This is a genomic window from Blautia sp. AM29-29, assembly GCF_003480555.1.
Classification (GTDB): domain Bacteria; phylum Bacillota; class Clostridia; order Lachnospirales; family Lachnospiraceae; genus Fusicatenibacter; species Fusicatenibacter saccharivorans.
In genome coordinates this window covers 1-26430 of the sequence record NZ_QUJD01000001.1, presented here as the reverse complement: position 1 = coordinate 26430, position 26430 = coordinate 1, and the positions used below count along the sequence as shown (strand labels likewise).

At 49.9% G+C, this 26430-nt stretch carries 22 protein-coding genes and 1 pseudogene; 18 read left to right on the top strand and 5 right to left on the bottom strand.

Annotation, left to right across the window (positions count from 1 at the left end; all coding sequences use genetic code 11):
- The first annotated feature begins 1 nt into the window (after window position 1).
- The 10 genes and pseudogenes from DW769_RS00115 to hisI all read left to right on the top strand — a co-directional run.
- Window positions 2-1945 (top strand): YgiQ family radical SAM protein, encoded by a 1944-nt coding sequence (locus tag DW769_RS00115; RefSeq protein WP_118749830.1) that lies wholly within the window; start codon window positions 2-4, stop codon window positions 1943-1945.
- A gap of 51 nt (window positions 1946-1996) precedes the next feature.
- A complete protein-coding gene (locus tag DW769_RS00110; protein WP_118749829.1) occupies window positions 1997-2614 on the top strand; it encodes a DUF4191 family protein in 618 nt (205 codons plus the stop codon).
- 12 nt (window positions 2615-2626) lie between these two features.
- A complete protein-coding gene (locus tag DW769_RS00105) occupies window positions 2627-3613 on the top strand; it encodes an RluA family pseudouridine synthase (protein ID WP_055226359.1) in 987 nt (328 codons plus the stop codon).
- Entirely contained in the window at window positions 3610-4188 is a 579-nt protein-coding gene (gene lepB / locus DW769_RS00100; protein ID WP_022461878.1) for a signal peptidase I, read from the top strand. The genes DW769_RS00105 and lepB overlap by 4 nt, the downstream gene beginning before the upstream one ends.
- Before the next feature lie 25 nt (window positions 4189-4213).
- Window positions 4214-4762 (top strand): Holliday junction resolvase RecU, encoded by a 549-nt coding sequence (locus DW769_RS00095; protein WP_117509155.1) that lies wholly within the window; start codon window positions 4214-4216, stop codon window positions 4760-4762.
- Between the two features lie 107 nt (window positions 4763-4869).
- On the top strand, window positions 4870-6111 hold the full coding sequence (gene hisZ / locus DW769_RS00090; RefSeq protein WP_118600646.1) for an ATP phosphoribosyltransferase regulatory subunit: 1242 nt from the start codon (window positions 4870-4872) through the stop codon (window positions 6109-6111).
- 21 nt (window positions 6112-6132) lie between these two features.
- On the top strand, window positions 6133-6771 hold the full coding sequence (hisG, locus tag DW769_RS00085; protein WP_022461875.1) for an ATP phosphoribosyltransferase: 639 nt from the start codon (window positions 6133-6135) through the stop codon (window positions 6769-6771).
- Window positions 6768-8066: a histidinol dehydrogenase gene (gene hisD / locus DW769_RS00080; RefSeq protein ID WP_118749828.1), complete on the top strand. Its 1299-nt coding sequence runs from the start codon at window positions 6768-6770 to the stop codon at window positions 8064-8066. The genes hisG and hisD overlap by 4 nt, the downstream gene beginning before the upstream one ends.
- 54 nt (window positions 8067-8120) lie before the next feature.
- On the top strand, window positions 8121-8657 hold the full coding sequence (hisB, locus tag DW769_RS00075; RefSeq protein ID WP_243105403.1) for an imidazoleglycerol-phosphate dehydratase HisB: 537 nt from the start codon (window positions 8121-8123) through the stop codon (window positions 8655-8657).
- A gap of 55 nt (window positions 8658-8712) precedes the next feature.
- A pseudogene (gene hisI / locus DW769_RS00070) lies at window positions 8713-9024 on the top strand (phosphoribosyl-AMP cyclohydrolase); the annotation flags it as partial.
- A 101-nt stretch (window positions 9025-9125) separates the two neighbouring features.
- On the opposite strand, the gene DW769_RS00065 reads toward hisI, so the two are convergent.
- Window positions 9126-10541 carry an NCS2 family permease gene (locus DW769_RS00065; protein ID WP_118594792.1) on the bottom strand — a complete coding sequence of 472 codons (1416 nt, stop codon included), beginning with the start codon at window positions 10539-10541 and terminating at the stop codon, window positions 9126-9128.
- A gap of 312 nt (window positions 10542-10853) precedes the next feature.
- Here DW769_RS00065 and DW769_RS00060 point away from each other — a divergent pair, with 312 nt between their 5' ends.
- The gene (locus DW769_RS00060) at window positions 10854-12515 is read left to right on the top strand and encodes a Na/Pi cotransporter family protein (protein WP_117508987.1); all 1662 of its coding nucleotides are present in this window, start codon (window positions 10854-10856) and stop codon (window positions 12513-12515) included.
- A 118-nt stretch (window positions 12516-12633) separates the two neighbouring features.
- Here DW769_RS00060 and DW769_RS00055 read toward each other — a convergent pair whose 3' ends face one another.
- A complete protein-coding gene (locus DW769_RS00055; RefSeq protein ID WP_118749826.1) occupies window positions 12634-14112 on the bottom strand; it encodes a S1C family serine protease in 1479 nt (492 codons plus the stop codon).
- A gap of 213 nt (window positions 14113-14325) precedes the next feature.
- Between DW769_RS00055 and DW769_RS00050 the strand changes: the two genes are divergently transcribed.
- Entirely contained in the window at window positions 14326-15849 is a 1524-nt protein-coding gene (locus DW769_RS00050) for an ASKHA domain-containing protein (RefSeq protein WP_118749825.1), read from the top strand.
- Between the two features lie 80 nt (window positions 15850-15929).
- The gene (gene feoB, locus DW769_RS00045; RefSeq protein WP_117801061.1) at window positions 15930-18275 is read left to right on the top strand and encodes a ferrous iron transport protein B; all 2346 of its coding nucleotides are present in this window, start codon (window positions 15930-15932) and stop codon (window positions 18273-18275) included.
- A 96-nt stretch (window positions 18276-18371) separates the two neighbouring features.
- Here feoB and DW769_RS00040 read toward each other — a convergent pair whose 3' ends face one another.
- Window positions 18372-19163, bottom strand: coding sequence for a hypothetical protein (locus DW769_RS00040; protein ID WP_055226353.1), 792 nt, complete (start codon window positions 19161-19163; stop codon window positions 18372-18374).
- Between the two features lie 354 nt (window positions 19164-19517).
- Here DW769_RS00040 and pfkB point away from each other — a divergent pair, with 354 nt between their 5' ends.
- The 5 genes from pfkB to DW769_RS00015 all read left to right on the top strand — a co-directional run bounded on the left by pfkB (window position 19518) and on the right by DW769_RS00015 (window position 25343).
- A complete protein-coding gene (gene pfkB, locus DW769_RS00035; protein ID WP_118666254.1) occupies window positions 19518-20426 on the top strand; it encodes a 1-phosphofructokinase in 909 nt (302 codons plus the stop codon).
- 15 nt (window positions 20427-20441) lie between these two features.
- Window positions 20442-22355, top strand: a complete 1914-nt coding sequence (locus DW769_RS00030) for a PTS fructose transporter subunit IIABC (RefSeq protein ID WP_118749824.1) — start codon at window positions 20442-20444, stop codon at window positions 22353-22355.
- A 68-nt stretch (window positions 22356-22423) separates the two neighbouring features.
- Window positions 22424-22681 carry an HPr family phosphocarrier protein gene (locus DW769_RS00025; protein WP_022463097.1) on the top strand — a complete coding sequence of 86 codons (258 nt, stop codon included), beginning with the start codon at window positions 22424-22426 and terminating at the stop codon, window positions 22679-22681.
- Window positions 22682-22944: 263 nt separating this feature from the next.
- A complete protein-coding gene (gene ptsP, locus DW769_RS00020) occupies window positions 22945-24594 on the top strand; it encodes a phosphoenolpyruvate--protein phosphotransferase (protein ID WP_118749823.1) in 1650 nt (549 codons plus the stop codon).
- Complete coding sequence (locus DW769_RS00015; RefSeq protein ID WP_118594764.1) at window positions 24588-25343, top strand: DeoR/GlpR family DNA-binding transcription regulator; 756 nt, start codon at window positions 24588-24590, stop codon at window positions 25341-25343. The genes ptsP and DW769_RS00015 overlap by 7 nt, the downstream gene beginning before the upstream one ends.
- Window positions 25344-25431: 88 nt before the next feature.
- On the opposite strand, the gene DW769_RS00010 is transcribed toward DW769_RS00015, so the two are convergent.
- Both DW769_RS00010 and DW769_RS17025 read right to left on the bottom strand, forming a co-directional pair.
- The gene (locus DW769_RS00010; protein ID WP_147398845.1) at window positions 25432-25878 is read right to left on the bottom strand and encodes a hypothetical protein; all 447 of its coding nucleotides are present in this window, start codon (window positions 25876-25878) and stop codon (window positions 25432-25434) included.
- A 59-nt stretch (window positions 25879-25937) separates the two neighbouring features.
- On the bottom strand, window positions 25938-26063 hold the full coding sequence (locus DW769_RS17025; RefSeq protein WP_256359687.1) for a hypothetical protein: 126 nt from the start codon (window positions 26061-26063) through the stop codon (window positions 25938-25940).
- Between the last annotated feature and the right edge of the window lie 367 nt (window positions 26064-26430).

The following is a 26430-nucleotide window of genomic DNA, read 5'->3' as shown; positions in this document are numbered from 1 at the left end:
CATGCCTTTTTTACCAATTACAAGAGAAGAGATGAAGAAACGGGGAATCGAACAGTTTGACTTTGTCTATGTCATCGGAGATGCCTACGTGGACCATTCCTCGTTCGGACCGGCAATCATCAGCCGTGTGCTCGAGGCGAACGGCTATTCCGTCGGCATCATCTCACAGCCGGACTGGAAGGACGAGAACAGCATTTCGATTTTCGGTGAACCGCGTCTTGGCTTTCTTGTCTCTTCCGGAAATATGGATTCCATGGTCAACCATTATACCGTGGCGAAAAAGCACCGAAAAACAGATGCCTTTACGCCGGGCGGTGTCATGGGAAAACGGCCGGACCGCGCGGTTACCGTGTACGGCAATCTGATCCGGAGAACGTATAAACATACACCGATGATCCTCGGCGGCATCGAGGCATCACTCCGGCGCCTTTCGCATTACGATTACTGGTCTGACCAGGTGCGCCGCTCCGTCCTTCTCGATTCCGGTGCGGATCTGATTTCGTACGGAATGGGAGAACTTTCGATCGTAGCGATTGCAGATGCACTTGCGGCTGGCATTGACGTTCATGATGTCACCTTTATTCCGGGAACCGTTTATCGGAGCAAAACGCTGGATCACCTGATTGACCCGGTGGTGCTGCCGTCATTCGAGGAGGTGCGGGAGAGCAAGCGGACGTATGCGGAGAGCTTTGCGATTCAGTATAAAAATACCGATGCCATCAATGCGAAGCCGATGGCAGAGCCGTATGAGGGCCAGGGCTACATTGTACAGAATCCGCCTTCCCGTCCTTTGACAGAGCAGGAGATGGATGATGTCTATGCGCTTCCATACATGCGCGCCTATCACCCAAGCTATGAAAAAGACGGCGGTGTGCCGGCGCTTGGGGAAATCAAATACAGTCTGACGAGCAACCGCGGCTGCTTTGGGTCCTGCAGTTTCTGCGCGCTGACGTTCCACGAGGGACGCGTTGTGCAGACAAGAAGCCACGAATCCATTCTGGCGGAAGCGCGGCAGATGGTTCAGGAAAAAGAATTTAAAGGCTATATTCACGATGTCGGCGGCCCGACGGCGGATTTCCGCGGTCCGGCATGCAAAAAGCAGCTCACCAAAGGCGCCTGCCCGAACCGGAACTGTCTCTTCCCGGAGCCGTGTAAAAATATGGTGGCAGATCACAGAGATTATGTGAAGCTGCTGCGGGAATTAAAAGACATTCCGGGCGTGAAGAAAGTCTTTATCCGCTCCGGCATCCGTTTTGACTATGTCCTGGCCGATAAAGACCAGACGTTCCTTTCCGAGCTGGTAAAGGATCACGTCAGCGGTCAGCTCCGCGTTGCGCCGGAGCACGTTTCGAACCGTGTGCTTTCCTATATGGGAAAACCGCGCCACGAAGTATATCAGGAATTTATCCGCCGCTTCGATGCGTGCAACAAAAAGACGGGGAAGCAGCAGTACGCACTTCCGTATTTTATGTCGTCCCATCCGGGGTGTGACTTGGAGGATGCGGTGGAGCTTGCCGAGTACATCCGCGATATGGGATTTATCCCGGAGCAGGCACAGGACTTCTATCCGACGCCTTCCACACTTTCCACCTGTATGTACTATACCGGTCTTGACCCGCGGACGATGGATCCGGTTTACGTGCCGAAATCGCCGCATGAGAAGGCGATGCAGCGTGCGCTGATTCAGTACCGGAATCCGGAGAACTATGAGCTCGTCTGCGAGGCACTGCGCCGGACACACCGGGAGGATCTGATCGGATTCGGACCGAAATGTCTCGTACGGCCGAGAAAGATGGCCGGGGAGGCAGGAAAACCGTCAAGAGGAAAAGGGTCCAACGGAAAAGGCTTTGGCCAGAAGACGGCGAATGACCGTTCCGGACAGGGAAAAGCCAAAACAGGCGGACGGCCGAAAAAGACGCTCCGCAACGTGCACAAAAAGAAATAAACACGCAGAAGATGAGCGGGGATCTTATCGAAGAAGGGAAATGACAGAAGAATGAAGATCAGAAAAGGGGATTACGGCTATATCCGCCGGGAAAAGAAAAAAAGACTGCTTGTGACACTGGGACTGTTCGTCCTTCCGGCCATCGTTTTTATTGTCGGGCTTGTGCTTGCAGACGGAAACAAGAGCAACATTTTTACGGTTGTCGCCGTAGTAGGCTGTCTGCCGGGCTGCCGCGCCGCCGTCGGTTTTATCATGATGGTTATGCAAAAGCCAGTGGACAAAGCAGTGTACGATGCCATTGAGGCAAAAAAAGGAAAACTGCTGATGGGATATGAAATGTATATCACACAGGAAAAATCGAGTCTGATGATCGAAGCAGCGGCGTTCTGCGGTGAGGAGATCGCCTGCTACACCACGCGCGCCAAAGACCAGAAACAGATCGAGGACTGCACTACGTATCTGAACAAGATCATCCGTGCCAACGGCTACAAATGCCATGTGAAGATTTTTGATCGGGAAAAAGCATTTCTGGAGCGCCTCGATTCCCTGAACCGCAACTACGATGAGCTGGAAAAGGGCGCCAGTGAAAACTTCAAACCGGATGAGCGGTACCCGGATCTGTCCCGCACGGAACTGGTGAAACACACGATGCTGGCGCTGGCACTGTAGGAGACCATTGCTATGAGAGAACTGACCGTGACAGAAAAAGACTGCGCGCAGCAGCTCATCAAATATCTGTCCAAATATATGGAGGAGGCGCCAAAGAGTTTCTTCTATAAAATGCTGCGAAAGAAAAACATTGTGCTGAACCAGAAAAAGGCGGACGGCAGTGAAAAGCTGAAAACAGGCGATACGATCCGGCTGTATCTGGCGGAAGAGACCATCGAAAAATTTCGGAAAACACCGGAAAAACCGGCGGCTGGAAAACAGGTAAAGTATCCGAAGCTGGATATCGTCTATGAAGACGAAAAAGTAATTTTCCTGAACAAGCCGGCAGGTGTCCTCTCACAGAAGGCGAAAGAGACGGATGTGAGCCTTACCGAAGCGCTCGGCGCCTATCTTTCGGAAAAAAATGCCGGGGAGGAGACCATGTTCCGCGCCGGACTCTGCAATCGTCTGGACCGGAACACCAGCGGTCTGATTCTTGCCGGAAAAACCGTTGCGGCGACGCAGCAGCTTTCAGAACTGATCGCAGAGCGGGCTGTTGGAAAATACTATCTGACGGTTGTAAAAGGAACCGTGACAGAGACAGAGCGGATACGCGGATATCTCACAAAAAATGAGAGGACAAACCGTGTTTCGATTCAGAGAGAGCAGCAGGGAGATGCTGTTTACATAGAAACCGCATACCGGCCGCTCTGTGCCGGAAGAGGCTGCACGCTGCTGGAGGTTGAGCTGGTGACCGGAAAGAGCCATCAGATCCGCAGCCATCTCGCGAGCATCGGTCATCCGCTTGCGGGAGATACGAAATACGGGGATGCGGAGTTTAACCGCCGCTTCCGGGAAAAATACGGACTGAAATACCAACTTCTCCATTCGTGGAAGGCGGTATTTCCAGAGCTTACGGGCACCTTATCGGATCTGTCCGGAAAAACCTTTACAGCGCCCCTGCCATCATCCGTGCGCCGGATTTTACAGGGAGAACATTTGACGGGAGAAGGATTATGAGCCGAAAAGACAACGAAAAGAAAGAAACAAAACCAAGAAAAACGGAGGAGACGAGCATCGGACGGGAAATCTGGGAATATGTAAAAATGATCGCCATTGTCGTGGCAGTCGTTGTTTTTGTGGAGCAGGTCATTGTCATCAACGCAAGAATCCCATCTCCTTCCATGGAAAACACGATTATGACCGGAGACCAGATCTTCGGTAACCGCCTTGCTTATGTAAAGAGCGATCCGCAGCGGTATGACATCGTTATTTTCTATTATCCGGACGACGAGAAGCAGAAGTTTATCAAGCGCGTCATCGGACTGCCGGGAGAGACGGTTACGATCCGCGACGGAAAGGTGTATATCAACGATTCCACCGAGCCGCTGCGCGATGATTTCTGCCCGGAAACACCGGTCGGCGATTTCGGACCGTATGAGGTGCCGGAGGGCTGCTACTTTATGCTCGGCGACAACCGGAACGTATCAAAGGATTCCCGCTACTGGCTGAATCCGTACGTAGAGAAAGACAAGATCATCGGCAAGGCCTTTCTGCGCTACTGGCCGCTGAACAAAATTTCTCTGATTGAATAAGAACAGAACGAAGACGAGGACAGGAATTATGGCATGGACATCGAGGGGACTCCGCGGATCAACGTTGGAGGAAATGATCAACCGCACAAACGAGCAGTACCGTGACAAGCATCTGGCACTGATCCAGAAGGTGCCGACGCCGATCACCCCGATCAAAATAGATAAGGAGAGCAGACACATCACGCTGGCTTATTTTGAAAAGAAGAGTACCGTTGATTACATCGGCGCTGTACAGGGCATTCCCGTCTGCTTCGATGCCAAAGAGTGCAAAACGGATTCCTTTCCGCTCGCAAACATCCACGAGCACCAGGTCACGTTTATGAAAGATTTCGAGCAGCAGGGGGGGATTTCCTTCCTGCTGCTGTATTTTACGGCGCGGGACGAATATTATTACCTGCGGTATGAGACGATGAAAACCTTCTGGGACCGCGGACAGAACGGCGGAAAGAAGCATTTTTCCTACACCGAGCTTGAAACGTCATTCTTCCTTCCCAGAACGGGAAGCAGCGTTCTCGTCCCGTACCTGAACGGAATCCAGAAGGATCTGGAGATACGGGATTCGAAAGCGGATTAAAATTTTGAGTTGACAGGGAAAATGTTTTCCGATATACTAACCATAGTTTTAAATTCAATATGGTAATATGGTAGTGAACTAAAGTGAAAAAGTGAGGACAACAAAACATGGATCGATTAATTCATACCCCGGAAGGCGTCCGGGATGTCTACAATCAGGAATGTACGAAAAAATTATACCTGGAGAATCAGATTGAGCAGGTATTTCATGCGTTTGGATATCAGGATATTGAAACACCGACGTTCGAGTTTTTTGATGTATTCGGAAGAGAAGTGGGAACAACACCGTCCCGCGAGCTCTACAAATTCTTTGACCGCGACGGCAACACCCTTGTGCTCCGTCCGGACTTTACCCCGTCGATTGCACGCGCAGCCTCCATGTATTTCATGGAAGAGACGATGCCGATCCGCCTTTGCTACAGAGGAAGCAGCTTCGTCAACAGCAGCAGCTATCAGGGCCGCTTAAAAGAGTCCACCCAGATGGGCGTCGAGCTCTTAAACGATGATTCCGCAATGGCAGACGCAGAGATCATTGCGATGACCGTAAAAGTTATGCTGGATGCCGGTCTTACCGATTTCCAGATCAGCATCGGCCACGTAGGTTTCTTCCAGGCGCTCGCCGAGGAAGCTGCGCTCGCCGAGGATGTTCTGAACGAATTAAAAGAACTGATTTCCATTAAAAATCATTTTGGCGCCGAGGAGCTGCTGGCAAAACAGAACCTTCGAAGTGATCTGTTTGAAGCACTCCGTGATGTTCCGCAGCTGTTCGGAAATGCAGAGATTCTCGAAAAGGCAAAAGGCCTTACAAGAAATCCGGCGGCAAGAGAGGCACTCGATCGTCTGGCTACGATCTATGAGATCGTTAAAGATTACGGCTATGAAAAATACGTCTTCTTCGATCTCGGCCTTTTAAGCAAATTCCATTACTACACCGGTATTATTTTCCAGGCCTACACCTACGGCACCGGCGAGCCGATCGTAAAAGGCGGCCGCTACGATGCACTGCTGCAGCACTTCGGAAAGAAAGCGCCGGCGATCGGATTCTGTACTGTCATGGAATCTCTGATGAATGCACTGGAGCGCCAGAAAATTTCTCTTCCGATTGCCAATACGAAAACGATGCTACTCTACCCGGATTTTCTTCAGCCGCTGGCCGTAAAACTTGCTAACGAGCACAGAAGCAAGGGCATGGATGTCGCGCTGGTCTGCTTTGCAAGGGACAAGGTTCTTGCAGATTATGAAGAATACGGCAGAAAGAACCAGTTCGGCGGCATTGTCTATATTCAGAAGAGCGATTCGGTGCTTGCTATCGATTTGTCGACAGGAGAAGTACAGCCGGTGGAGCTGTAGGAGAGGAAGGGTACGAAAAAGATGAGATATTTGACCATTGCACTGACAAAAGGACGCCTGGCGTACCAGACGCTGGAGCTGCTGGAAAAAGTCGGCATCACCTGCGATGAAATGAAAAATAAAGATACGAGAAAGCTGATTTTCACGGACGAAGAGCATAAGCTCCGTTTCTTCCTCGCCAAAGGTCCGGATGTGCCGACCTATGTGGAGTACGGCGCAGCGGATATCGGAATCGTCGGAAAGGACACGATTCTGGAGGAAGGAAGACGCCTCTACGAGGTATTGGACCTTGGCTACGGCAAGTGCCGCATGTGTGTCTGCGGACCGGAGTCCGCGCGTGAGCTGCTGCAGCACAACCAGCAGATCCGTGTGGCAACGAAGTACCCAAACATTGCCAAGGATTACTTCTACAACCGCAAGCACCAGACCGTTGAGATGATCAAGCTGAACGGCTCGATCGAGCTGGCACCGATTGTCGGACTTTCCGAAGTGATTGTGGATATTGTAGAGACAGGAAGCACTTTACGGGAAAACGGCCTGACCGTTCTCGAGGAGGTCTGCCCGCTGTCTGCGCGCATGGTTGTCAACCAGGTGAGCATGCGGATGGAAAATGAGAGAATTACCAAATTAATTCAGGATCTGAAAGGAGCACTGGTATGAGAATCGTAAAACTGACAAAAGAGACCACAGAAAATATTCTGGAGAATATGCTGAAACGAAGCCCGACACAGTACGGAACGTACGAGGCTTCCGTGCAGGAGATCATTGAGAATGTAAAAACAAAAAAAGACGCAGCCGTTTTCGAATATACCGAGAAATTCGACCACGCGGTACTCGATGCTTCTACCGTAGAAGTAACACAGGAAGAGATTGATGAAGCGTACAACATCGTAGATCCAGAGCTGATCGGTGTCATCCGCAGATCCATGAAAAATATCCGTGAGTTCCACGAAAAACAGAAACAGAACAGCTGGTTCACCTCCACCGAGAACGGAACGATGCTTGGCCAGAAGCTGACTGCCCTGAACCGTGTCGGCGTATACGTTCCGGGAGGAAAGGCAGCGTATCCGTCCTCCGTTCTGATGAACATTCTTCCGGCAAAAGTGGCAGGAGTCAAAGAAATCTGCATGACAACGCCGTGCGGCAGAGACGGAAAAGTCAACCCTGTTGTCCTTGCGGCAGCAAAAGAAGCCGGTGCGGACCGCGTCTTTAAAATCGGCGGTGCACAGGCAATTGCAGCCCTTGCTTACGGAACCGAGAGCATTCCGAAAGTCGATAAAATCGTAGGACCTGGAAACATCTACGTTGCCCTTGCAAAGAAAGCCGTATACGGAAATGTCAGCATCGACTCCATCGCAGGCCCAAGTGAGATTCTTGTCCTTGCTGATGAGACTGCAAATCCGCGGTTCGTGGCAGCCGATCTCTTAAGCCAGGCTGAGCATGATGAGCTTGCAAGTGCGATCCTCATTACCACCTCCCAAGAACTGGCAGAGAAGGTAAGTGAAGAGGTAGACGGTTTCTTAAAAGTCCTCTCCAGAAGCGACATCATCTCCAAATCACTGGACAACTTCGGCTACATCCTTGTCACCGATTCGCATCAGGAAGCGATCGACACCGTAGATGCCATCGCACCGGAGCACCTCGAGATCGTGACGAAGAACCCGTTTGAGGATATGATGAAGGTACATAACGCCGGTGCTATTTTCCTCGGCGAGAACTCCAGCGAGCCTCTCGGTGACTATTTTGCCGGCCCGAACCATATCCTGCCGACGAACGGAACCGCAAAATTCTTCTCACCGCTGTCCGTAGACGATTTCGTGAAGAAATCCAGCATCATCTATTATTCCAGAGAAGCCCTTTCCGAGATCCACGAGGATATCGAGAGCTTTGCAAAATCAGAGAGCCTGACGGCACACGCCAATTCGATTGCCGTCCGTTTTGAGGGGGAAGAGTAAGTGGAGAACAGAACAGCCAGCGTAGAACGCGTGACAAAAGAAACAAAGATCCGCATGACATTAAATCTGGATGGAACGGGAAAGAGCGACATCCACACCGGCATCGGCTTTTTTGACCATATGCTCGACGGCTTTGCCCGCCACGGTCTTTTCGACCTTTCCGTTTCTGTAGACGGAGATCTTGATGTAGACGGCCACCACACGATCGAGGACACCGGTATCGTGCTCGGAACTGCAATCCGCGAGGCAGTCGGCGACAAACAGGGCATCCGCCGCTACGGCGACAGAATCCTTCCGATGGACGAGACACTGGTGCTCTCGGCCGTTGACCTCTGCGGCAGACCGTATCTCTCTTTCCAGACAGAATTTACACGGGAGAAAGTAGGAGAGATGGAGACCGAGATGGTAAAAGAATTCTTCTATGCCGTTTCCTATGCGGCGCAGATGAATCTGCATATCAAAGTGCTTGACGGCGGAAATAACCACCACATCATCGAGGCGATGTTCAAAGCATTTGCGAAGGCACTCGATGAGGCAACTTCCTTCGATCCGAGAATTGCCGGCGTGCTCTCGACCAAGGGCAGCCTGTAAGAGCAGAAAAAGAGGAGAACAAGAGATGAAACAAGCATTAAAATGTGATTTTACCTGGGCGGATTTTAAGACAAACAGCGACGGCATGGTTCCGGTTGTTGTACAGGATGCGGAAAATGACGAAGTGCTGATGCTCGCCTACATGAATGAAGAAGCGTTTGAGACGACACTGCGCCTTGGAAAAATGACGTACTGGAGCAGAAGCCGCAATGAGCTCTGGACGAAAGGACTGAGCTCCGGCCATGTGCAGTATGTAAAACAGCTTCTGATCGACTGCGACAACGATACAATCCTTGCCAAAGTAGAACAGGTCGGCGCAGCGTGCCACACCGGAAACCGCACCTGCTTTTACCGGACCCTGGCAGAATAAAAATTTTTGATTCAGAGCATAAAAAGAGCTCCTGTTTCACAGAATAAAATCTGTGGGACAGGAGCCTTTTTATGCGGTTCTGTATCGTTAAAAAGCCATTACAGAAGAAGGTATTTTAAGATAAACAGAACAGCCAGGATGTACATGATCACGCTGATCTTTTTTTCTTTTGCTTTTCCGCTCAGGATCTGGATTGCAACGTAGGAGATAACTCCCATGGCAATACCTTCGGAAATGCTGTAGAAGAATGGCATTGCTCCGATGCAGATGTAGCACGGAATCGCCTCGGAAAGATCGCTGAAATCAATGTTGACTACGTTGGTCAGCATGTAGAAGCCTACCACGATCAGTGCCGGAGCCGTTGCAAAGGACGGGATGGCAAGGAAGATCGGGGAGAGGAACAGAGCGAGGCCGAAGAGGATTGCAGTGGTAACAGCGGTAAGACCGGTACGGCCGCCTTCGGAAACGCCGGAAGCACTCTCAACGAAAGTTGTTGTGGTAGAAGTACCAAGAACAGCACCTGCGCAGGTAGCAACAGCATCTGCCATCAGCGCGCCCTTGATGCGCGGAAGTTTTCCGTTTTTGTCGAGCATGTTTGCCTTGGAAGATACACCGATCAGAGTTCCGATGGTATCAAACATATCGACAAACAGGAATGCAAACATGATCACGAAGAACTCGCCTGTTTTCAGAATGGAGAAATCCAGTTTTCCGAAAATCGGGGCAAGGCTTGGAATGGAAAGTCCGTTGGAAAAATCCGGGAACAGGCTGTAGAAGCCGTTTGCCGGGTTCGGAACGTAGAGACCGCATGCCTGGCAGATCATGCCGAGGATCCAGGTTGCAAGAATTCCCCAGAGGATGTTTCCCTTTACATTGCGTACGACAAGAACGGCGGTGAGGATAACACCGATGACTGCGAGCAGAACGGTGATTCCGACATCGTTAAACGTTCCTGCCACATACTCTGTTCCGTTTAATGTGGCTGCAGACTGCAGGTTGGCATTGTAGGAAGACAGGGAATAGAGGCCTGCCACGGTTGAAGAGTTCGACAGTACAATTTTTGCATTCTGAAGTCCGATGAATGCGATGAACAGACCGATGCCGACGCTGACTGCAGATTTCAGGCTGACCGGAATGGAGTTGAAGATCGCCTCACGGACGTTGGTCAGAGAAAGTACAATAAAGATGATACCTTCTGCAAAAACGGCGGTCAGGGCTGCCTGCCAGCTATATCCGTAGCCGAGAACAACGGTGTAGGCGAAATAGGCGTTGAGGCCCATTCCTGGTGCCAGAGCGAATGGATAATTGGCGAAAAGTGCCATGAGCAGGGTGCCAAGGAAGGCTGCCAGAGCCGTTGCGGTAAAGACAGCGCCGTGGTCCATGCCGGTGGAGGAAAGGATGTTCGGGTTGACGGCAAGAATGTACGCCATCGTCATGAACGTGGTGACACCGGCGATGATCTCGGTTTTGACCGTTGTTCCATTTTCCCGCAGCTTGAATGTGTTTTCCATCAGCTTGCTAAACTTTTCCATAGTTTTCTCTCCTTTTGAATTTTGTAGGCGGAAATGTCGCCTCATAATATGGAAACATCCTAAATGTTACAATATTATCAAGTAGAATGCAAGAAAGAAACGAAAAGAATCTGAAAATTTCTTGTCGAAATTTTTAATTTTTCTATAGACAAATGTCATGATTTCTTTTATGATAAAAAAGGTGTCTTGTAAAATCTGCGTTAAGGAAATGTAAAATATTGAGACCAAAACATGAAAATGCTTTGACAGGGATTTTGAAAAGACATCAGAAAAAGACAAGGAAGAAAAAAGAATATGAGTGTAATAGTGTCTTTGATGGGCGGTCTGGGCTTCTTCTTATATGGAATGAAGCTGATGAGTGAAGGACTGCAGAAGGTTGCCGGATCCAAGATGAGAAGCATTCTGGAGGTATTTACGAAGAACCGTGTGATCGGTCTTCTGGTCGGTATTTTCTTTACCGCGCTGATTCAGTCCTCCAACGCTACAACCGTTATGGTGGTCAGCTTCGTAAACTCCGGTCTGATGAAACTGGCACAGGCTCCTGGAATTATCCTCGGAGCAAACATCGGTACGACAGTTACCGGACAGCTGATTGCGTTTGACCTTGCGGATATCGCGCCGCTGTTTGTCATCATCGGTGTTCTGATGGTTATGTTCGTAAAGAACAATCTGACGATCAGCCGTCTCGGCGAGGTTATCTTGGGATTTGGTATTCTGTTTATGGGTATCTCCGGTATCTCAGGAGCCCTGAACGAAGCAAAAGAGATCCCGGCAGTCGTTAACGCCCTCGGATCCCTGACGAATCCGTTTCTTGCGTTCTTAGTCGGCTGGGTGGCTACCGCGATTCTGCAGAGTAACTCTGCAACGGTCGGAATCATCATGCTTCTTGCAAGAGAGGGCTTGATGGGACTTCCGATCTGTCTGTTTATGATGCTTGGATGCAACATCGGATGTACGATGTCCGCTATTCTTGCCAGCTTCGGCTGCAAAAAAGATGCAAAACGTGCGGCATGTGTCCACCTGCTGTTCAACATCTCCGGAACGATTGTCTGCTCCATTATTTTCCTGCTGTTTGGAAATCAGGTAGTTGACTTCTTTATGGGTATTTCCGGAAACGAAGCAGGCCGTATGATCGCAAATGCAAACTCGATCATCAAAGTATGCCAGGTACTCCTGATGCTGCCGTTTACCCCGCTTCTGGTGAAGGCAACGTACTTTATCATCCGCGGAAATGACGAGGAAGACAAAAAGTTCGAGCTTGCCTACATTAGCTCGAAACATGCGATGTCCCCGACGACTGCAGTTCTGCAGGCTGTCCGTGAGATGGAGCGTATGGCACAGATGGCAGAGACCAACCTGATTCGCGCGATGAATACGCTGGTGACCCGCGATCAGAAAGAAATCGACGAGGTCTACCGTGTCGAGGAAAATATTAATTTCCTGAACAAAGAGATTACGAACTATCTGGTTCACTTAAATCAGGCATCGCTGCCGACATCAGACGTTATGCGCATCGGTGCGCTGTTCCATGTGGTCAATGATATCGAGCGGATTGGTGATCATGCCGAGAATGTCGCAGATTCTGCTGTGCAGATGACGAATGACAATGTGACCTTCAGCAAACAGGGCGAACTGGATCTTTCCGAGATGCTGGATATGGTATTAAAAATTCTCGATGAGTCGATCGAAATGTTTGCAAAGAATGATCTGCAGCACCTGCAGGAGATCATTGATATTGAAAATTCCATTGATCAGGAGGAGCGGGATCTGCAGCAGAAGCATGTAGAGCGTCTGACCCGCAACGAATGTACGCCGGAAGCCGGCATGATCTTCTCTGATCTTGTATCCGGACTCGAGCGTGTCGCGGACCATGCAACCAATATTGCATTCTCCATTCTGGATGAAGATCCGGAAGAGAAAGCAGCCCGCGAGGCAGTTGCAGGAGCAGAAAAATAAGAAATGGATTAAGAGAATAGGAGAAAGGCCCCGAAACATTGGAGTTATGTTTCGGGGCCTTTCTTTCATGCTTATGATGTTTTTTATTTATGGATTTCTTTCACGGGAGAGCGGGCAGTCAGATCGAAGGAGTAGCGGAGGTCAGGGTATTTCCACCCTCTGCAGAGCGGGATGAACCCGCATTCTGCTGGGAATCGCTCTGCTGATCATCTGAAGAGCTGGTGCTCGTTCCGAGGGTCAGTGAGAAGGTCTTTGTCTCATAGGATCCGTTGTCTGGAACCTGTACTTCCACCTCAACGGTTTCGCCGGCAGAGTAATACTGCAGCAGGGATTTCAGCTCGCTGGTGGAGGTGATGGAATGTCCGTCAAAGCTGGTCAGAACGTATCCGGATTTCAGACCTGCATTTTCAGCGGCACCGCCGGAGGTTACTTCGGAGATATAGATGCCGGCCGGCATATTGTATGCCTGCTGGATCTGGCTGCTGACATCGAGGCATTTGATGCCGATCGTTCCCTGATCTTCTGCGGCAACCTTTGTTCTGGTCTGCTCATTCATCAGATTTTCAATGATATCGGAAACACGGGAGACCGGGATTGCATAGCCCATGCCCTCTACCTCTGTAGAAGCAAGTTTTGCGGAGTTGATACCGATGACCTCTCCGTTCATGTTCAGAAGAGCGCCGCCGCTGTTGCCAGGGTTGATGGCTGCATCGGTCTGTAAGTAGGTCTTTCCGGTTGTATCAGTGGAAGAAGTATCTGCCGTTGTTCCATCGGAGCTTCCGTCAGAAGAGGAATCGCTGTCGATCACACGGTTTGCAGCACTGATGATACCGGTCGTAACGGACTGGCCGTAGCCGAGTGCGTTGCCGATCGCAACGACCTGCTCGCCGACCTCAACGGAATCAGAATCGCCCATCGTGGCAACAGCGATGCTGCTCATCGTGTCATCCGGGATCTCGGAGAGCGGAACGGCGATGACGGCAAGATCGTTATCGGCATCGGTACCTTTGATATTTGCCTTGCAGACCTGATTGTTTACAAAACTAACAGAAAGAGTATCGGCATCTTCTACTACATGGTTATTGGTGACGATCAGAAGCTCGGTGTCATTCTTTCCGATGATGATACCGGAACCGCAGCTTGTGGTCTCCTCGGTCTGCGGAGTCTGGGCACCGTAACCGAACATGCTGAAGTAGTTCTGTACTTCCTGTACGGACTGGTTTGTGATGGAGACGATCGACGGCATTGCGTTTTTCGCAATCGTGGAAACATCCATCGTTCCGGTGGAAGTGGAGCTTGAGGATGTGGCAGCGGCTTTTAAGAGGCTGCTGTTGGAAGTCGTCTGCTGTGCAGTGGTTGTTGTTGCAGCGGCTGTCGTGCTTCCGGCAAAGTGGTTGACTGCCTGGAAGGTACCGCCGGCAACACCGCCGAACAGAACTGCGCTTAAGGCGATGGCTCCGATTTTTTTTGCAAGCTTAGCAGCTTTTTTATTTTTGGAAGAAGGTTTCTTTCCGTTGAAGCTGTTCTGCTCTGCTGCCATCATGTTCTCATTATTGGTTTCGTTTTCGTTATTGTAGTTGTTTCTGTAGTCCATCATAATAAATACTTCCTTTCTGATATCTGTATTTTAAACTGTGTTCCGGAATCGGCTTCCGGTTTTGTTTGCTTCCTTTTTTGTTTCTATGCTTTGCAGTATAATGGGAATCTGTGATGGAAATGTAGTAAAAATGTGAAAAAAATAAGTTCTCTGGAAAAGAGAAAAGTGCTACAATAAGAAACAGAAAAATGATCAGGAAATGAGGAAGTAATAATGAATAGAGGAGTAACACAGAAACAGTATCTGGAGTTGGTCCCGCCGACGGAGGAGGACGCCCGCTCCAGCCAGATGCGGATACTGGATGCATTAAAAGAGAAAGGAATCACCGCATCATTTACCCTTCCAGCGCTGCAGAAACTGTATCCCATCTGCGATGAGGCAGACTATAACATAACGGTTTCCCTCGCATGGAATGGAAGCATCTGGCAGGTGGTTGATCTGGAAGCGGGCGATACAGCAGCAGAGCATTACGGCTATGCCGCTGATCTTGGAAGTACGACCGTCGTTGTGCGCCTGGTAAACTGCAGCGACGGTACCGTGCTTGCCGAGGAGAGCGAATACAACCGCCAGACTGCCTATGGAACCGATATTCTGACGAGAATCTTTGCCTGTAAGGATAAACCGGAGGTACTGCAGGACATCCGTGCGTGTACGATGGAGACATTTACACTGCTCTTTGAAAAACTTCGCCAAAAGACAGGAATTGCGCCGTCGGATGTTCTCTCAATGGTCGTATCCGGCAACACAACGATGATCCATTTCCTGCTGGGACTGGATCCGTTCTGCGTCTTTTCATCCCCGTACGCCGTGCGCGCAGACCGCGTCGGATTCCTTCCGGCGAAAGAGATGGGATTTCCCATGAAGGGATGTGTCTACTGCGTGCCGGGAAAATCCAATTACCTGGGCGGTGATATATTAAGCGGTATGATCGCAACGGAACTCTATAAAAAAGAAACGATCAGCGTTTTTTTTGATATCGGAACGAACGGCGAGCTTGTCGTCGGAAACCGGGAATTTCTGCTCTGCGGCGCAGGCGCTGCCGGTCCGGCGCTCGAGGGCGGCGTGGTCAAAACCGGCATGCGAGCTGCAGAAGGCGCTGTTGATACGGTAAAAATAGAAGACGGGAAAATCCAGTGCCATGTAATCGGAGAGGGTAAGCCAAAGGGCATCTGCGGTTCCGGCATTATCGATCTGCTCGCGGAATTATTCCTAAATGGATGGATCAACCTGTTCGGTACCCTGCAGCCGGAGCGGTCCGAAAAGATCAAGGAAGACCCGGAGACGGGAGAGTGGTGCGTTGAATATAGTGAAGGGCTGTGCTTCTATCAGAGTGATATCGCCGAATTCCTTCGTACAAAGTCAGCGGCCTACACGATGGTTGAGTACATGATGCGTGAATCCGGCATTTCCATGGAAGAAATTGACCGGTTTTACGCGGCTGGTGCGTTTGGAAAACACGTCTCGAAGGAGTCTGCCATCACAATCGGCATGTACCCGGATATGGACCGGGAACGCCTCATCTGTGCTGGAAATACGTCGTTAGAGGGAGCGGAAAAAATTCTGCTGGACAGAACCCGAATCGAAGAGATTGACCGGATTCTCGAGGAGATGGTTTATATTCAGTTTGGCCAGGTCTCTGACTTTATTTCCATGATGGCAGCCGCCCAGGCAATTCCACACACGGATCTCGAGCGGTTTCCAAGTGTACAGAAAAAACTGGAAGAAAGAAAACAGTAAATGGCGGCAGGCGCTTGACCGCAGTCGAATTGTGTCATATACTTGTTGTTGATAATGAGAATCAACAAGGAGAGACAGATATGACATTGAAAGAACTGCCGATCGGAAAAACGGCGACTGTCCGCACTGTAGGAGGAGAGGGTGCGCTGCGGCAGCACTTCCTCGATATGGGAATCATTCCAGGTGCGGAGGTAACGATGGTAAAGTACGCACCGATGGGAGATCCTGTGGAAGTACGGATTCACAGCTATGAGTTGACACTTCGCCTTGACGATGCCGGACGGATTGAAATTGATGAGGTGCGGGATACCGTAAAAGAAAAGGAGCAGCCGGATGCCAGAGCGATTCCGCATCCCGGTTTTGGAGAGGGCGGAAAGTATCACAATAAGGCAGAGGAGCATCCACTGCCGGAAGGAGAGCTGCTGTCCTTTGCACTGGCAGGAAACCAGAACTGCGGCAAGACTACGTTGTTCAACCAGCTGACGGGATCGAATCAGCATGTCGGAAATTTCCCGGGCGTGACGGTGGACCGGAAGGATGGTGAAATCCGCGGTCAGAAGAACACGCTGGTCACGGACCTTCCCGGTATCTATTCCATGTCGCCGTACTCCAGTGAAGAGATTGTCACGCGAAATTTTGTGCTGAACGAGCATCCGCGCGGCATCATTAATATCGTAGATGCGACGAATATCGAACGGAATCTGTATCTGACGATGCAGCTGATGGAACTCGACATTCCGATGGTACTGGCCCTCAACATGATGGATGAGGTACGCGAAAACGGCGGTTCTGTGCTCGTGAACCAGATGGAAGAGAGACTTGGCATCCCGGTTATCCCGATTTCCGCTGCAAAAAACGAGGGAATCGATGAACTGGTTGCCCATGCTGTCCATGTGGCCAAATACCAGGAAAAACCGGGCAGAAAGGACTTCTGTGAGGCGAATGACCACGGCGGTGCCGTCCACCGTGCGTTGCATGCGATCATGCATCTGATCGAGGATCACGCCGCAAGGGCGGATATTCCGGTGCGGTTTGCGGCGAGCAAGCTGGCAGAGGGCGATGCGCTGATCCTGGAGCAGCTGGCCCTCGATGAAAACGAGAAAGAGATGCTCGAGCATATCGTCTGTCAGATGGAGACGGAGCGCGGCCTGGACCGCGCGGCGGCGATTGCGGATATGCGTTTTAATTTTATTGAAAAAGTCTGCCGTGAGACCGTGGTAAAACCAAAAGAGAGCCGTGAGCATGTGCGGAGCACAGAAATTGACCGTGTGCTGACCGGAAAATATACGGCTCTGCCATGTTTTGCCGGGATTATGGCGGCTGTCTTTTTCCTGACCTTCCATGTGATTGGAGCATCGCTGCAGAGTGTGCTGGAGATTCTGATCGGAAAACTGACCGAGCTCGTGGACAGCGCCATGACAGCATGGGGCGTCAATCCGGTGCTTCATTCCCTTGTGATTGACGGTATTTTTAACGGCGTCGGAAGTGTCTTAAGCTTCCTTCCGATCATCGTCACCCTGTTTTTCTTCCTGTCCATTCTGGAAGACAGCGGCTATATGGCGCGCGTGGCATTTGTGATGGATAAGCTGCTCCGGAAAATCGGCCTCTCCGGCCGCAGTATCGTGCCGATGCTGGTCGGTTTTGGCTGTACCGTGCCGGGCGTCATGGCGAGCCGCACCCTGCCTTCCGAGCGTGACCGGAAAATGACGATCCTATTAACTCCGTTTATGAGCTGTTCGGCAAAACTTCCGATTTACGCGTTCTTTACCGCCGCATTCTTCCCGAAATACAGTGCCCTTGTGATGGTTCTTCTGTATTTCGGTGGTATCTTCATGGCTGTCCTGATGGCGATGCTGATGCAGGGAACTTTATTCCAGGGGGAAGCCGTTCCGTTTGTCATGGAGCTTCCAAACTACCGCATGCCGGGGGCAAAAAATGTCGGACAGCTTTTGTGGGATAAGGCAAAAGACTTCCTGCAGCGGGCATTCACCGTCATTTTTGTTGCCACGATTGTGATCTGGTTTTTACAGACCTTTGGAACGCATCTCAATGTCGTGGAGGACTCCAAGGACAGCATTCTCGCCGTTGTCTCCGGCCGTCTCGCCCCGGTTTTTCGGCCGCTTGGATTTGGAGACTGGAGAGTATCGACCGCCCTTCTAACCGGATTTATGGCAAAGGAGAGTGTCGTCTCCACACTTTCCGTACTGTTCGGCACGACCGCGCAGCTGACCGAAATTCTGACACCGGTTTCCGCATTAAGCCTTCTGGTTTTCTGCCTCCTCTATACGCCGTGTGTGGCGGCAGTCGCTTCCATCAAGCGGGAGCTTGGCGGCAGATGGGCAGCCGGTGTTGTCGTTTCCCAGTGTGTGATCGCCTGGCTGGCAGCTTTTGTCGTACATGGCTTTGCACTGCTGTTTGGCATGTAAAAAAGAACATTAAATAAGAAAAGCTCTGCAGAACAGAAAATGCAAAATTCTGATCTGCAGAGCTTTTGATATATGGCTAGTAAAAAAATGCCGGTTTTAAATTTTTCGTATCACATGCTTTAAAATTCTTGTCTTGTGGAGCAGAAAGATCGAGCAGTCCATAAACAGATGGGCAAGAAAGGTGCTCAAAATGACGCCATTTGATTTCAGCAGAAAGCCGACATGGAACCCATACCAGCACACGAAACCGGAGTAGGCGCTCATGATGACAAGAAGCGGTAGATTTTCCAACACGCCCCGCATCGTTTCAAGAAAACTCTTGACCGTAAAGTCGAAATACAGGAAGCGGCCGACCGTCAGTGTCAGGAAATAGAGAATCAGCCCGTCATAATTCGTGTCCTCGTAGATAAAGCGGATGTACAGGAGAATCAGTACAATATAGAAGACCGAAATCAGCCGCACCGACGCCTTCTGCTCCGGGTCAAGGTGCGTGAGCTTTACCAGAACCACATCGAGCCAGCTCGTCAGAAAGACGGAGAGCACGATAAAGACAAGAAGCACCACATCCTGATATTTCTCCCAGTACATCGAAATCTGCGGCAGACGCTCATCGATAATGTAATAGAGGGAGAGGAAGAGAAGAATCGAAGTGCCGGAGAAAACCAGCTCATAAAAGCTTTCCACAATCTGATACTGCCTGCGCTGGTGTTTCTTCCGGCGTATTTTTTTTGCTTTTTCCTCTGTCTCCTCTTTTAGCTGCCGTTGAATCTGCAATTTTGCAATCAGAAGCACAAGGGCAAGCACCAGAATCAGGCCGAGCAGTGAGACAAGCAGAAAACTGCCCACATTGGCGGGATCAAAATAGTGAAGAATATAGTATCGTTTCAAATAAAATCACCTCTTCTGAAAATTCTTTTTTTGATTTCTCTTCACTTTAGTACCAAATCCGGAAAAAGTAAAGTACAAAAATGAGAACAGAAAGAAAGTGTCTGATAAAAAATGACCGAAATGGAGAGAATAAAGTGATCGATGCGTGACAGGGAAGAAAAGATGACGATCAGTCAAACTCGGTCAAAGCAGGGCGATAAAACGGGGAAATCCGTCATAAAACTCTAAACTTATGCAAATACGACAAAAAGAGAAGGGAAAATTCATGAAATATTAATGATTGATTTTGAATGAATATGACGATATAATAAGTTCATCAAAGCAAACACGATCAAAATAATGCAGGAGGGAAATATGATTTACACAGTGACATTCAATCCGTCTCTGGACTACATTGTATCGGTGGAAGACTTCAAGCTCGGCCTTACCAACCGCACAAGCTCCGAGCTGATGCTTCCGGGCGGAAAAGGAATCAACGTATCGACCGTACTTGGAAACCTTGGAATTGAGAGCACAGCGCTCGGATTTCTGGCAGGCTTTACCGGAAAAGAAATCGCCGGACGGCTCGACCAGATGGGAATTAAAAACGGCTGCATCTGGCTGGAAGAAGGATATTCCCGCATCAACGTCAAATTAAAGAGCATTGACGGAACTGAGATCAACGGACAGGGACCCGAAATCCCGGAGAAAAAAGTGGAAGAGCTGATGAAACAGCTTTCCGCACTCGGCGAGGGCGACGTTCTCTTCCTCGCAGGCAGCATCCCGTCATCCATGGCAGATGATGCCTATCAGAAAATTATGGAAATGCTCGACGGCAAGGGCGTCCGCATCGTCGTAGACGCGACCCGTGATCTGCTGATGAAGGTTCTGCCGTACCACCCGTTCCTCATCAAACCGAACAATCACGAACTCGGCGAGATTTTCGGTGTGGAATTAAAGACAAGAGAGTCGGTTGTTCCGTATGCAAAACAGTTGCAGAAAAAGGGCGCACAGAACGTTCTGGTTTCCATGGCAGGCGAAGGAGCCGTTCTCGTTGCCGCATCCGGTGAGGTCTTTGAAGCTCCGGCCCCGAAAGGAAAGCTTATCAACGGCGTCGGCGCAGGCGATTCGATGGTAGCCGGATTCATGGCAGGCTACATGGAAAAAGAAGATTACCTCCATGCGTTCCATATGGGAATCGCAGCGGGAAGTGCAAGTGCTTTTTCTGAAAACCTTGCAACCCGGGAGGAAATTGCATCTGTCTACGAACAGATTACAAAATAAAAGGGAGGACGTCTCATGAGAATCACAGAGTTGCTGGACATCCGCAGTATTGCGCTGGATGCCGCACCGAAAAGCAAACAGGAAACGCTTGATGCAGCCGTAGCGCTGATGGTCAAAAGCGGAAAGATCACAGACGAAGATGCGTACCGTGCACAGGTTTACGCAAGAGAAGAAGAGAGCACCACAGGAATCGGAGAGGGAATTGCGATTCCGCACGGAAAATGTGATGCAGTAAACAAACCGGGCCTTGCAGCCATGGTGATCCCGAACGGCGTTGATTTTGATTCTCTCGATGGAGAGCCGGTCACCCTGCTGTTCCTCATCGCAGCGCCGAACACAAAAGACAACGTTCACCTCGATGTCTTAAGTAAACTTTCCATGATGCTGATGGATGAAGAGTTCACCAAGAGCCTTCGAAACGCAAGGACACCGGAAGAGTTCCTTGCCATTATCGACCGCGCCGATGAAGAGAAAAAGAGCGTAGATGAGCGTCTTGCAGAGCCGGTGGAAGCAAAAGAAAATCAGGTGAAGATTCTCGCCGTTACTTCCTGCCCGACCGGTATTGCCCACACTTACATGGCAGCCGAGGGAATCGAGAAAGCAGCGAAAGCAAAAGGATGCTTCGTAAAAGTCGAGACACGAGGCTCCGGCGGAGCGAAAAACGTGCTGACTGCACAGGAAATCGCCGATGCGGACTGCATCATCGTTGCAGCCGACGCACAGGTTCCGATGGATCGTTTCGACGGAAAGAAAGTCATTCAGCGCCAGGTATCCGACGGTATCAGCAAAGCAGATGAGCTGATCGAGCTTGCGATGTCCGGAAACGCACCGGTTTACAAGAGCGGCAATGCGCAGACAGCCGCAGCAAGCACGAAGAAGAACAGCGGCGGTATCGGCCACCAGCTGTACACCCAGCTGATGAATGGTGTTTCCCATATGCTTCCGTTCGTTGTCGGCGGCGGTATTCTGATCGCAATCGCATTCCTGATCGACGGACTTCTTGTTGATATGAACTCCCTTGATGCCGCAGCCAGATCAAACTTCGGTACGATTACCCCGGCTGCAGCGATGTTCAAACAGATCGGCGGCGTGGCATTCGGCTTCATGCTCCCGGTTCTTGCAGGCTACATCGCCATGGCAATCGGCGACCGGCCGGCACTTGCCCTTGGTTTTGTCGGCGGTATGATGGCATCGAGCGGAACCTCCGGTTTCCTTGGAGCACTTGTTGCCGGTTTTGCAGCAGGCTACATTATCCTTGTCCTCCGCAAAGCATGTGAGAAACTTCCGGAAGCACTCGAAAAGATTGCGCCGGTTCTGATTTACCCGGTAGTCGGCATCCTTGCGATGGGACTTCTGATGCTCTTCATTGTAGAGCCGATCATGGGAACCGTCAACACGGTACTGAACAATGGTCTTGCTTCCATGGGCGGATCCAGCAAGCTGATCCTTGGCATGATCCTCGGCGGCATGATGGCCATCGACATGGGCGGCCCGTTCAACAAAGCAGCTTACGTATTCGGAACAGCAGCCATCGCAGCAGGAAACTACGACATTATGGCATCCGTTATGATCGGCGGTATGGTTCCTCCGTGTGCGATTGCACTTGCAACCCTGCTGTTCAAAGATAAATTTACAAAAGAAGAAAGAGAATCCGGTCCGACCAACTTCATCATGGGACTTGCCTTCATCACCGAGGGTGCGATTCCATTCGCAGCAGCAGACCCGATCCACGTTCTTCCGGCCTGCATCATCGGCTCTGGCCTCGCAGGTGCGCTCTCCATGGCATTTGGCTGTACCTTAATGGCACCGCACGGCGGCATCTTCGTTGTACCGGTTATGGGAAATGCGCTGCTTTATCTGGTGGCAGTTGTCATCGGAACAGTGGTATCCGCAGTTCTGCTTGGAGTTTTAAAGAAAAAAGTTGCATAAAAGAGTAGAAAAAAGACAGAAAACAAAGTAAAATAAAAATATCAAAGATCCTATGGGAGGAAAAAATCATGAAAGAATTTAAGTATGTTGTAACAGATCCAGAAGGAATCCACGCTCGTCCGGCAGGAATGCTGGTAAAAGCAGTCAAAGAATTTTCCTGTGATATCAAGATCGCAAAAGACGGAAAAGCCATGAACTGCAAAGCCATCTTCGGCATCATGGGACTGGCTGTAAAACAGGGCGAAGAAGTTACCCTGACCTTCGATGGAGCAGATGAAGATGCTGCATACGAAGCAATCAGCAATTTCATGAAAGAGAACTTGTAATTCTACAGAGCCATGCGGAATGGAAGAAAAAAGTGCGAATCATGCTTGCATGAATGAGTGCTTTTTTCTGGAATTCCATATGGCGAGAAGCCACATCGAAATGGAGCGTAAGCGGAATTGAGATGGGGCTCTGGAGAATTACAATATAGTAATCGGCCGGAGCGTGTTTGAAAAACTTTCTGAAACTAAGAAATCCTTTTTAAACACGCTCCGGCTGTCTGGACAGAAAATTCGGATATCGAGAACAAAGGTGGAGAAAACTTATGCAGATTTATCAGGGAAAAAGCGTATTTTCCGGCATTGCGATCGGAAAGATCCGCGTATACAAAAAGAATGAGCGTCAGGTAAAACGTGTGAAAGTAGAAAATCCGGATGCGGAGATGGCACGGTTTGAGGAAGCAAAGGCAAAAGGAATCGCACAGCTTGGCGTTCTGTATGAAAAAGCATGCAAAGAGGTTGGCGAGGCCAATGCAGCGATCTTCGAGGTACATCAGATGATGATGGAGGACGACGGCTACAACGAGTCCGTCGAGAATATTATCAAGAGCCAGGGCGTCAACGCTGAGTATGCCGTTGCAACGACAGGCGACAACTTTGCGCAGATGTTTTCTGCCATGGACGATGATTACATGAGAGAGCGCGCGGCAGACGTAAAGGATATTTCCGAGCGTCTGATCTCCATCTTAAACGGAGACGACACCGACGCATCCTTAAACGACGAACCGGCGATCATCGTGGCAGATGACCTTGCGCCGTCTGAGACGGTACAGATGGATAAGGACAAAGTTCTTTCTTTTGTTACCGTACACGGTTCTTTAAATTCCCACACCGCTATCCTTGCAAGAACCATGGCGATTCCGGCACTGGTCGGAATACCGCTTCCGCTGGATGAGAGCGTAGACGGAAAGCTCGGCATCGTGGACGGATCCGATGGAACCATCTATGTTGATCCGGACGAGGAGACTCTTGCTGCCATGCAGAAGCGCCGCACCGAGGAGGAGGAAAAGAAAAAACTGCTCCTCACCTTAAAGGGAAAAGAAAATATTACACTGGATGGACAGAAAATTCTGCTGTATGCTAATATCGGAAACATCAAAGACCTTGCGGTTGTCATGCAGAACGACGCGGGCGGCATCGGCCTGTTCCGAAGCGAGTTTATCTATCTTGAGCAGGATCACTATCCAACAGAGGAGGAGCAGTTCCGTATCTACAAACAGGCAGCAGAGACGATGGCGGGAAAACGCGTCATCATCCGTACCCTCGATATCGGTGCCGATAAACAGTGCGATTATTTCGAGATGGAAAAAGAGGAGAATCCGGCACTTGGCTGCCGTGCGATCCGCATCTGCCTGACGCGGCCGGAGATCTTCAAGACACAGCTTCGCGCGCTGTTCCGCGCAAGCGCATATGGAAAAATTGCCATTATGTATCCAATGATCACAAGTGTCGGCGAGGTTCGCCAGATCAAAGCGATTGTGGAGGAAGTAAAAGCTTCTCTCGCTGAGCAGGGCATTGAGTACGGAAATCCAGAGCAGGGTATCATGATCGAGACCCCGGCGGCTGCCATCATCAGCGATGAGCTGGCAAAAGAGGTTGATTTCTTCAGTATCGGAACGAACGACCTCAGTCAGTACACCCTCGCGATCGACCGCCAGAACACAAAGCTGGATCCGTTCTTTGATCCGCATCACCCGGCGATCCTGCGCATGATTCAGATGGTTGTGGAGAATGCACACAAAGCCGGCATCTGGGCTGGTATCTGCGGCGAGCTCGGCGCTGACCAGGAGCTGACAAAAGAGTTCCTTGCGATGGGCGTAGATGAACTTTCCGTTTCTCCGGGAAGCATCCTTCCGCTCCGCAAGATCATTCTGGAAACAAACGTGGCAGAATATAAGGCAGGAAAGAAATGTTAACACAGCAGAGACATGAGATAATTTTGAAACTGTTAAAAGAAAAGGGAAGCATCACCGTGACGGAAGTCCGGGATCTTCTCGATACATCGGAGTCCACGGTACGCCGCGATATCACAGCGCTCGACAAGGAGGGCAAGCTGGAAAAGGTATTCGGCGGCGCCGTGGAAGCCGGCCAGAAGGTGACGGCACACGAGTACACCGTTGCACAGAAAAATGAGCTGAACTGCGATGCCAAACGGAAAATCGCAGAATATGCGGCATCCCTCATCGAGCCGGACGATTTCGTCTTTCTCGACGCGGGAACGACAACGGCGCATATGATCGATTTCATCCGGGCAACCTCCGCCGTTTTCGTGACAAACGCCGTCGCTCACGCACAGCGGCTGGCATCACGCGGGTTTAAGGTCATTCTGGTAGGCGGCGAGCTCAAAAGCTCCACAGAAGCCGTCGTCGGAAACCAGGCAATCCGCACGATCCAGGAGTATCATTTCACCAAAGGCTTTTTCGGAACAAATGGCGTAACCCGAAGAAGCGGCTGCACAACCCCGGACGTCAACGAGGCCGTCACCAAAAAGACCGCCATGGAACAGTGCCGCCAGTGCTACGTCCTCTGTGACGCAAGCAAATTTAACAGCATCAGTTCCGTTACCTTCGCAGACTTTGAAAAACCGATTTTTATCACGGACCGGAAAGTTCCCGGGTATGAGAAGAGCAAACATATCATCGTATGCGAGACGGAGCGAAAATAAAAAGCCAACATCTTACACGCACATAAATTGCAAAGCGCCCCGGCCCTGCAGATCATTTGGATGCAGGACCGGGGCGCCGTTTACAGACTTATTCTTTGATTTCCGCCAGCGTTACATCTGGATGATGATACTGCGGACGATGTTTCAAAAATGGAACTTTAAGCAGGGTAGCATTCTTGGGACACCAGTGAAGACAGGCATAACAGGCTGCACAGGAATGTCCTCCATAAAAATACGATGCAGTAACAAAATCTTCTTTTGGCAGACTTCCGTCAGATGTAAAGTTTGTTTTTCGTTCTTTTATAAAAGATATGATAGATTTTAACCGTTCCGGTGCTTTTTTCAGTCGTTCCAGATTTTCCTGCTCTGAGCTGATTAAACAGTTGCCTGGCATCTGCAGATCAAAGACAGCCGACAGGTTTGCACCGCTGCGGGAAAGTGCCTGACTTAGGCTGACAAAAGAATTTCCGCTTTTTCCATTGTTAGAAGTCATGACGACAAAAGTATAGCAGTCAGGATTGACCGTTAACTTCAATAAAAATTCTTTTACAATCCATGGCAGATCGCTCATGTAGGTAGGAAAGACAAAACCGATTATATCGTTTTTGCAGAAAAAATTGCTTTCTGTTTTATAATATTCTCAACAGGCTGATTCAGCTCTTTTCCAATTTCTTTTGCAGCCCAAAGCGAATTACCAGTTCCGGTAAAATAAAAAATCATAAGTTTTTCCCTCTCTTTTTGAAGTTTATGACGGAGAAAATATTTTTATCCGTTTGCTTTATATTATTTTAAAACTATGATGTTGGGGTCAAAAGCCCCTCTATAGTACCTTGAAAAGTTCATATATTTTGTAGTAAATACAAGCCTAAATGGTTTACTTGCTGTATAATAGAGATATCTTAGTAGGAAAGAAGGCAATCTCTATGTCATTCAAAGAAAATACTTACCAGCAAATGTCATTTACAGATAGTTTTTCTGGATTAACTGCCAGAGAACAAAAAGCATTGGAAAAATCCTGGGCAAAAGTCTTTGCCGATGAAATATTTCCTGCCATTGATGAAAAGCGTTTTTCTGTCTTATACAGCGA

Bases quoted from the DNA above. Each gene is read 5' to 3' on its own strand.
- DW769_RS00015 (WP_118594764.1), top strand. From the start codon at position 24,588: ATGTTAACACAGCAGAGACATGAGATAATTTTGAAACTGTTAAAAGAA.
- DW769_RS00060 (WP_117508987.1), top strand. From the start codon at position 10,854: ATGAGTGTAATAGTGTCTTTGATGGGCGGTCTGGGCTTCTTCTTATAT.
- hisB (WP_243105403.1), top strand. From the start codon at position 8,121: ATGACATTAAATCTGGATGGAACGGGAAAGAGCGACATCCACACCGGC.
- lepB (WP_022461878.1), top strand. From the start codon at position 3,610: ATGAGCCGAAAAGACAACGAAAAGAAAGAAACAAAACCAAGAAAAACG.
- DW769_RS00030 (WP_118749824.1), top strand. From the start codon at position 20,442: ATGAGAATCACAGAGTTGCTGGACATCCGCAGTATTGCGCTGGATGCC.
- feoB (WP_117801061.1), top strand. From the start codon at position 15,930: ATGACATTGAAAGAACTGCCGATCGGAAAAACGGCGACTGTCCGCACT.
- DW769_RS00115 (WP_118749830.1), top strand. From the start codon at position 2: ATGCCTTTTTTACCAATTACAAGAGAAGAGATGAAGAAACGGGGAATC.
- hisG (WP_022461875.1), top strand. From the start codon at position 6,133: ATGAGATATTTGACCATTGCACTGACAAAAGGACGCCTGGCGTACCAG.
- ptsP (WP_118749823.1), top strand. From the start codon at position 22,945: ATGCAGATTTATCAGGGAAAAAGCGTATTTTCCGGCATTGCGATCGGA.
- hisD (WP_118749828.1), top strand. From the start codon at position 6,768: ATGAGAATCGTAAAACTGACAAAAGAGACCACAGAAAATATTCTGGAG.
- DW769_RS17025 (WP_256359687.1), bottom strand. From the start codon at position 26,063: ATGATTTTTTATTTTACCGGAACTGGTAATTCGCTTTGGGCTGCAAAA.
- DW769_RS00110 (WP_118749829.1), top strand. From the start codon at position 1,997: ATGAAGATCAGAAAAGGGGATTACGGCTATATCCGCCGGGAAAAGAAA.
- hisZ (WP_118600646.1), top strand. From the start codon at position 4,870: ATGGATCGATTAATTCATACCCCGGAAGGCGTCCGGGATGTCTACAAT.
- DW769_RS00025 (WP_022463097.1), top strand. From the start codon at position 22,424: ATGAAAGAATTTAAGTATGTTGTAACAGATCCAGAAGGAATCCACGCT.
- DW769_RS00050 (WP_118749825.1), top strand. From the start codon at position 14,326: ATGAATAGAGGAGTAACACAGAAACAGTATCTGGAGTTGGTCCCGCCG.
- DW769_RS00105 (WP_055226359.1), top strand. From the start codon at position 2,627: ATGAGAGAACTGACCGTGACAGAAAAAGACTGCGCGCAGCAGCTCATC.
- DW769_RS00055 (WP_118749826.1), bottom strand. From the start codon at position 14,112: ATGATGGACTACAGAAACAACTACAATAACGAAAACGAAACCAATAAT.
- pfkB (WP_118666254.1), top strand. From the start codon at position 19,518: ATGATTTACACAGTGACATTCAATCCGTCTCTGGACTACATTGTATCG.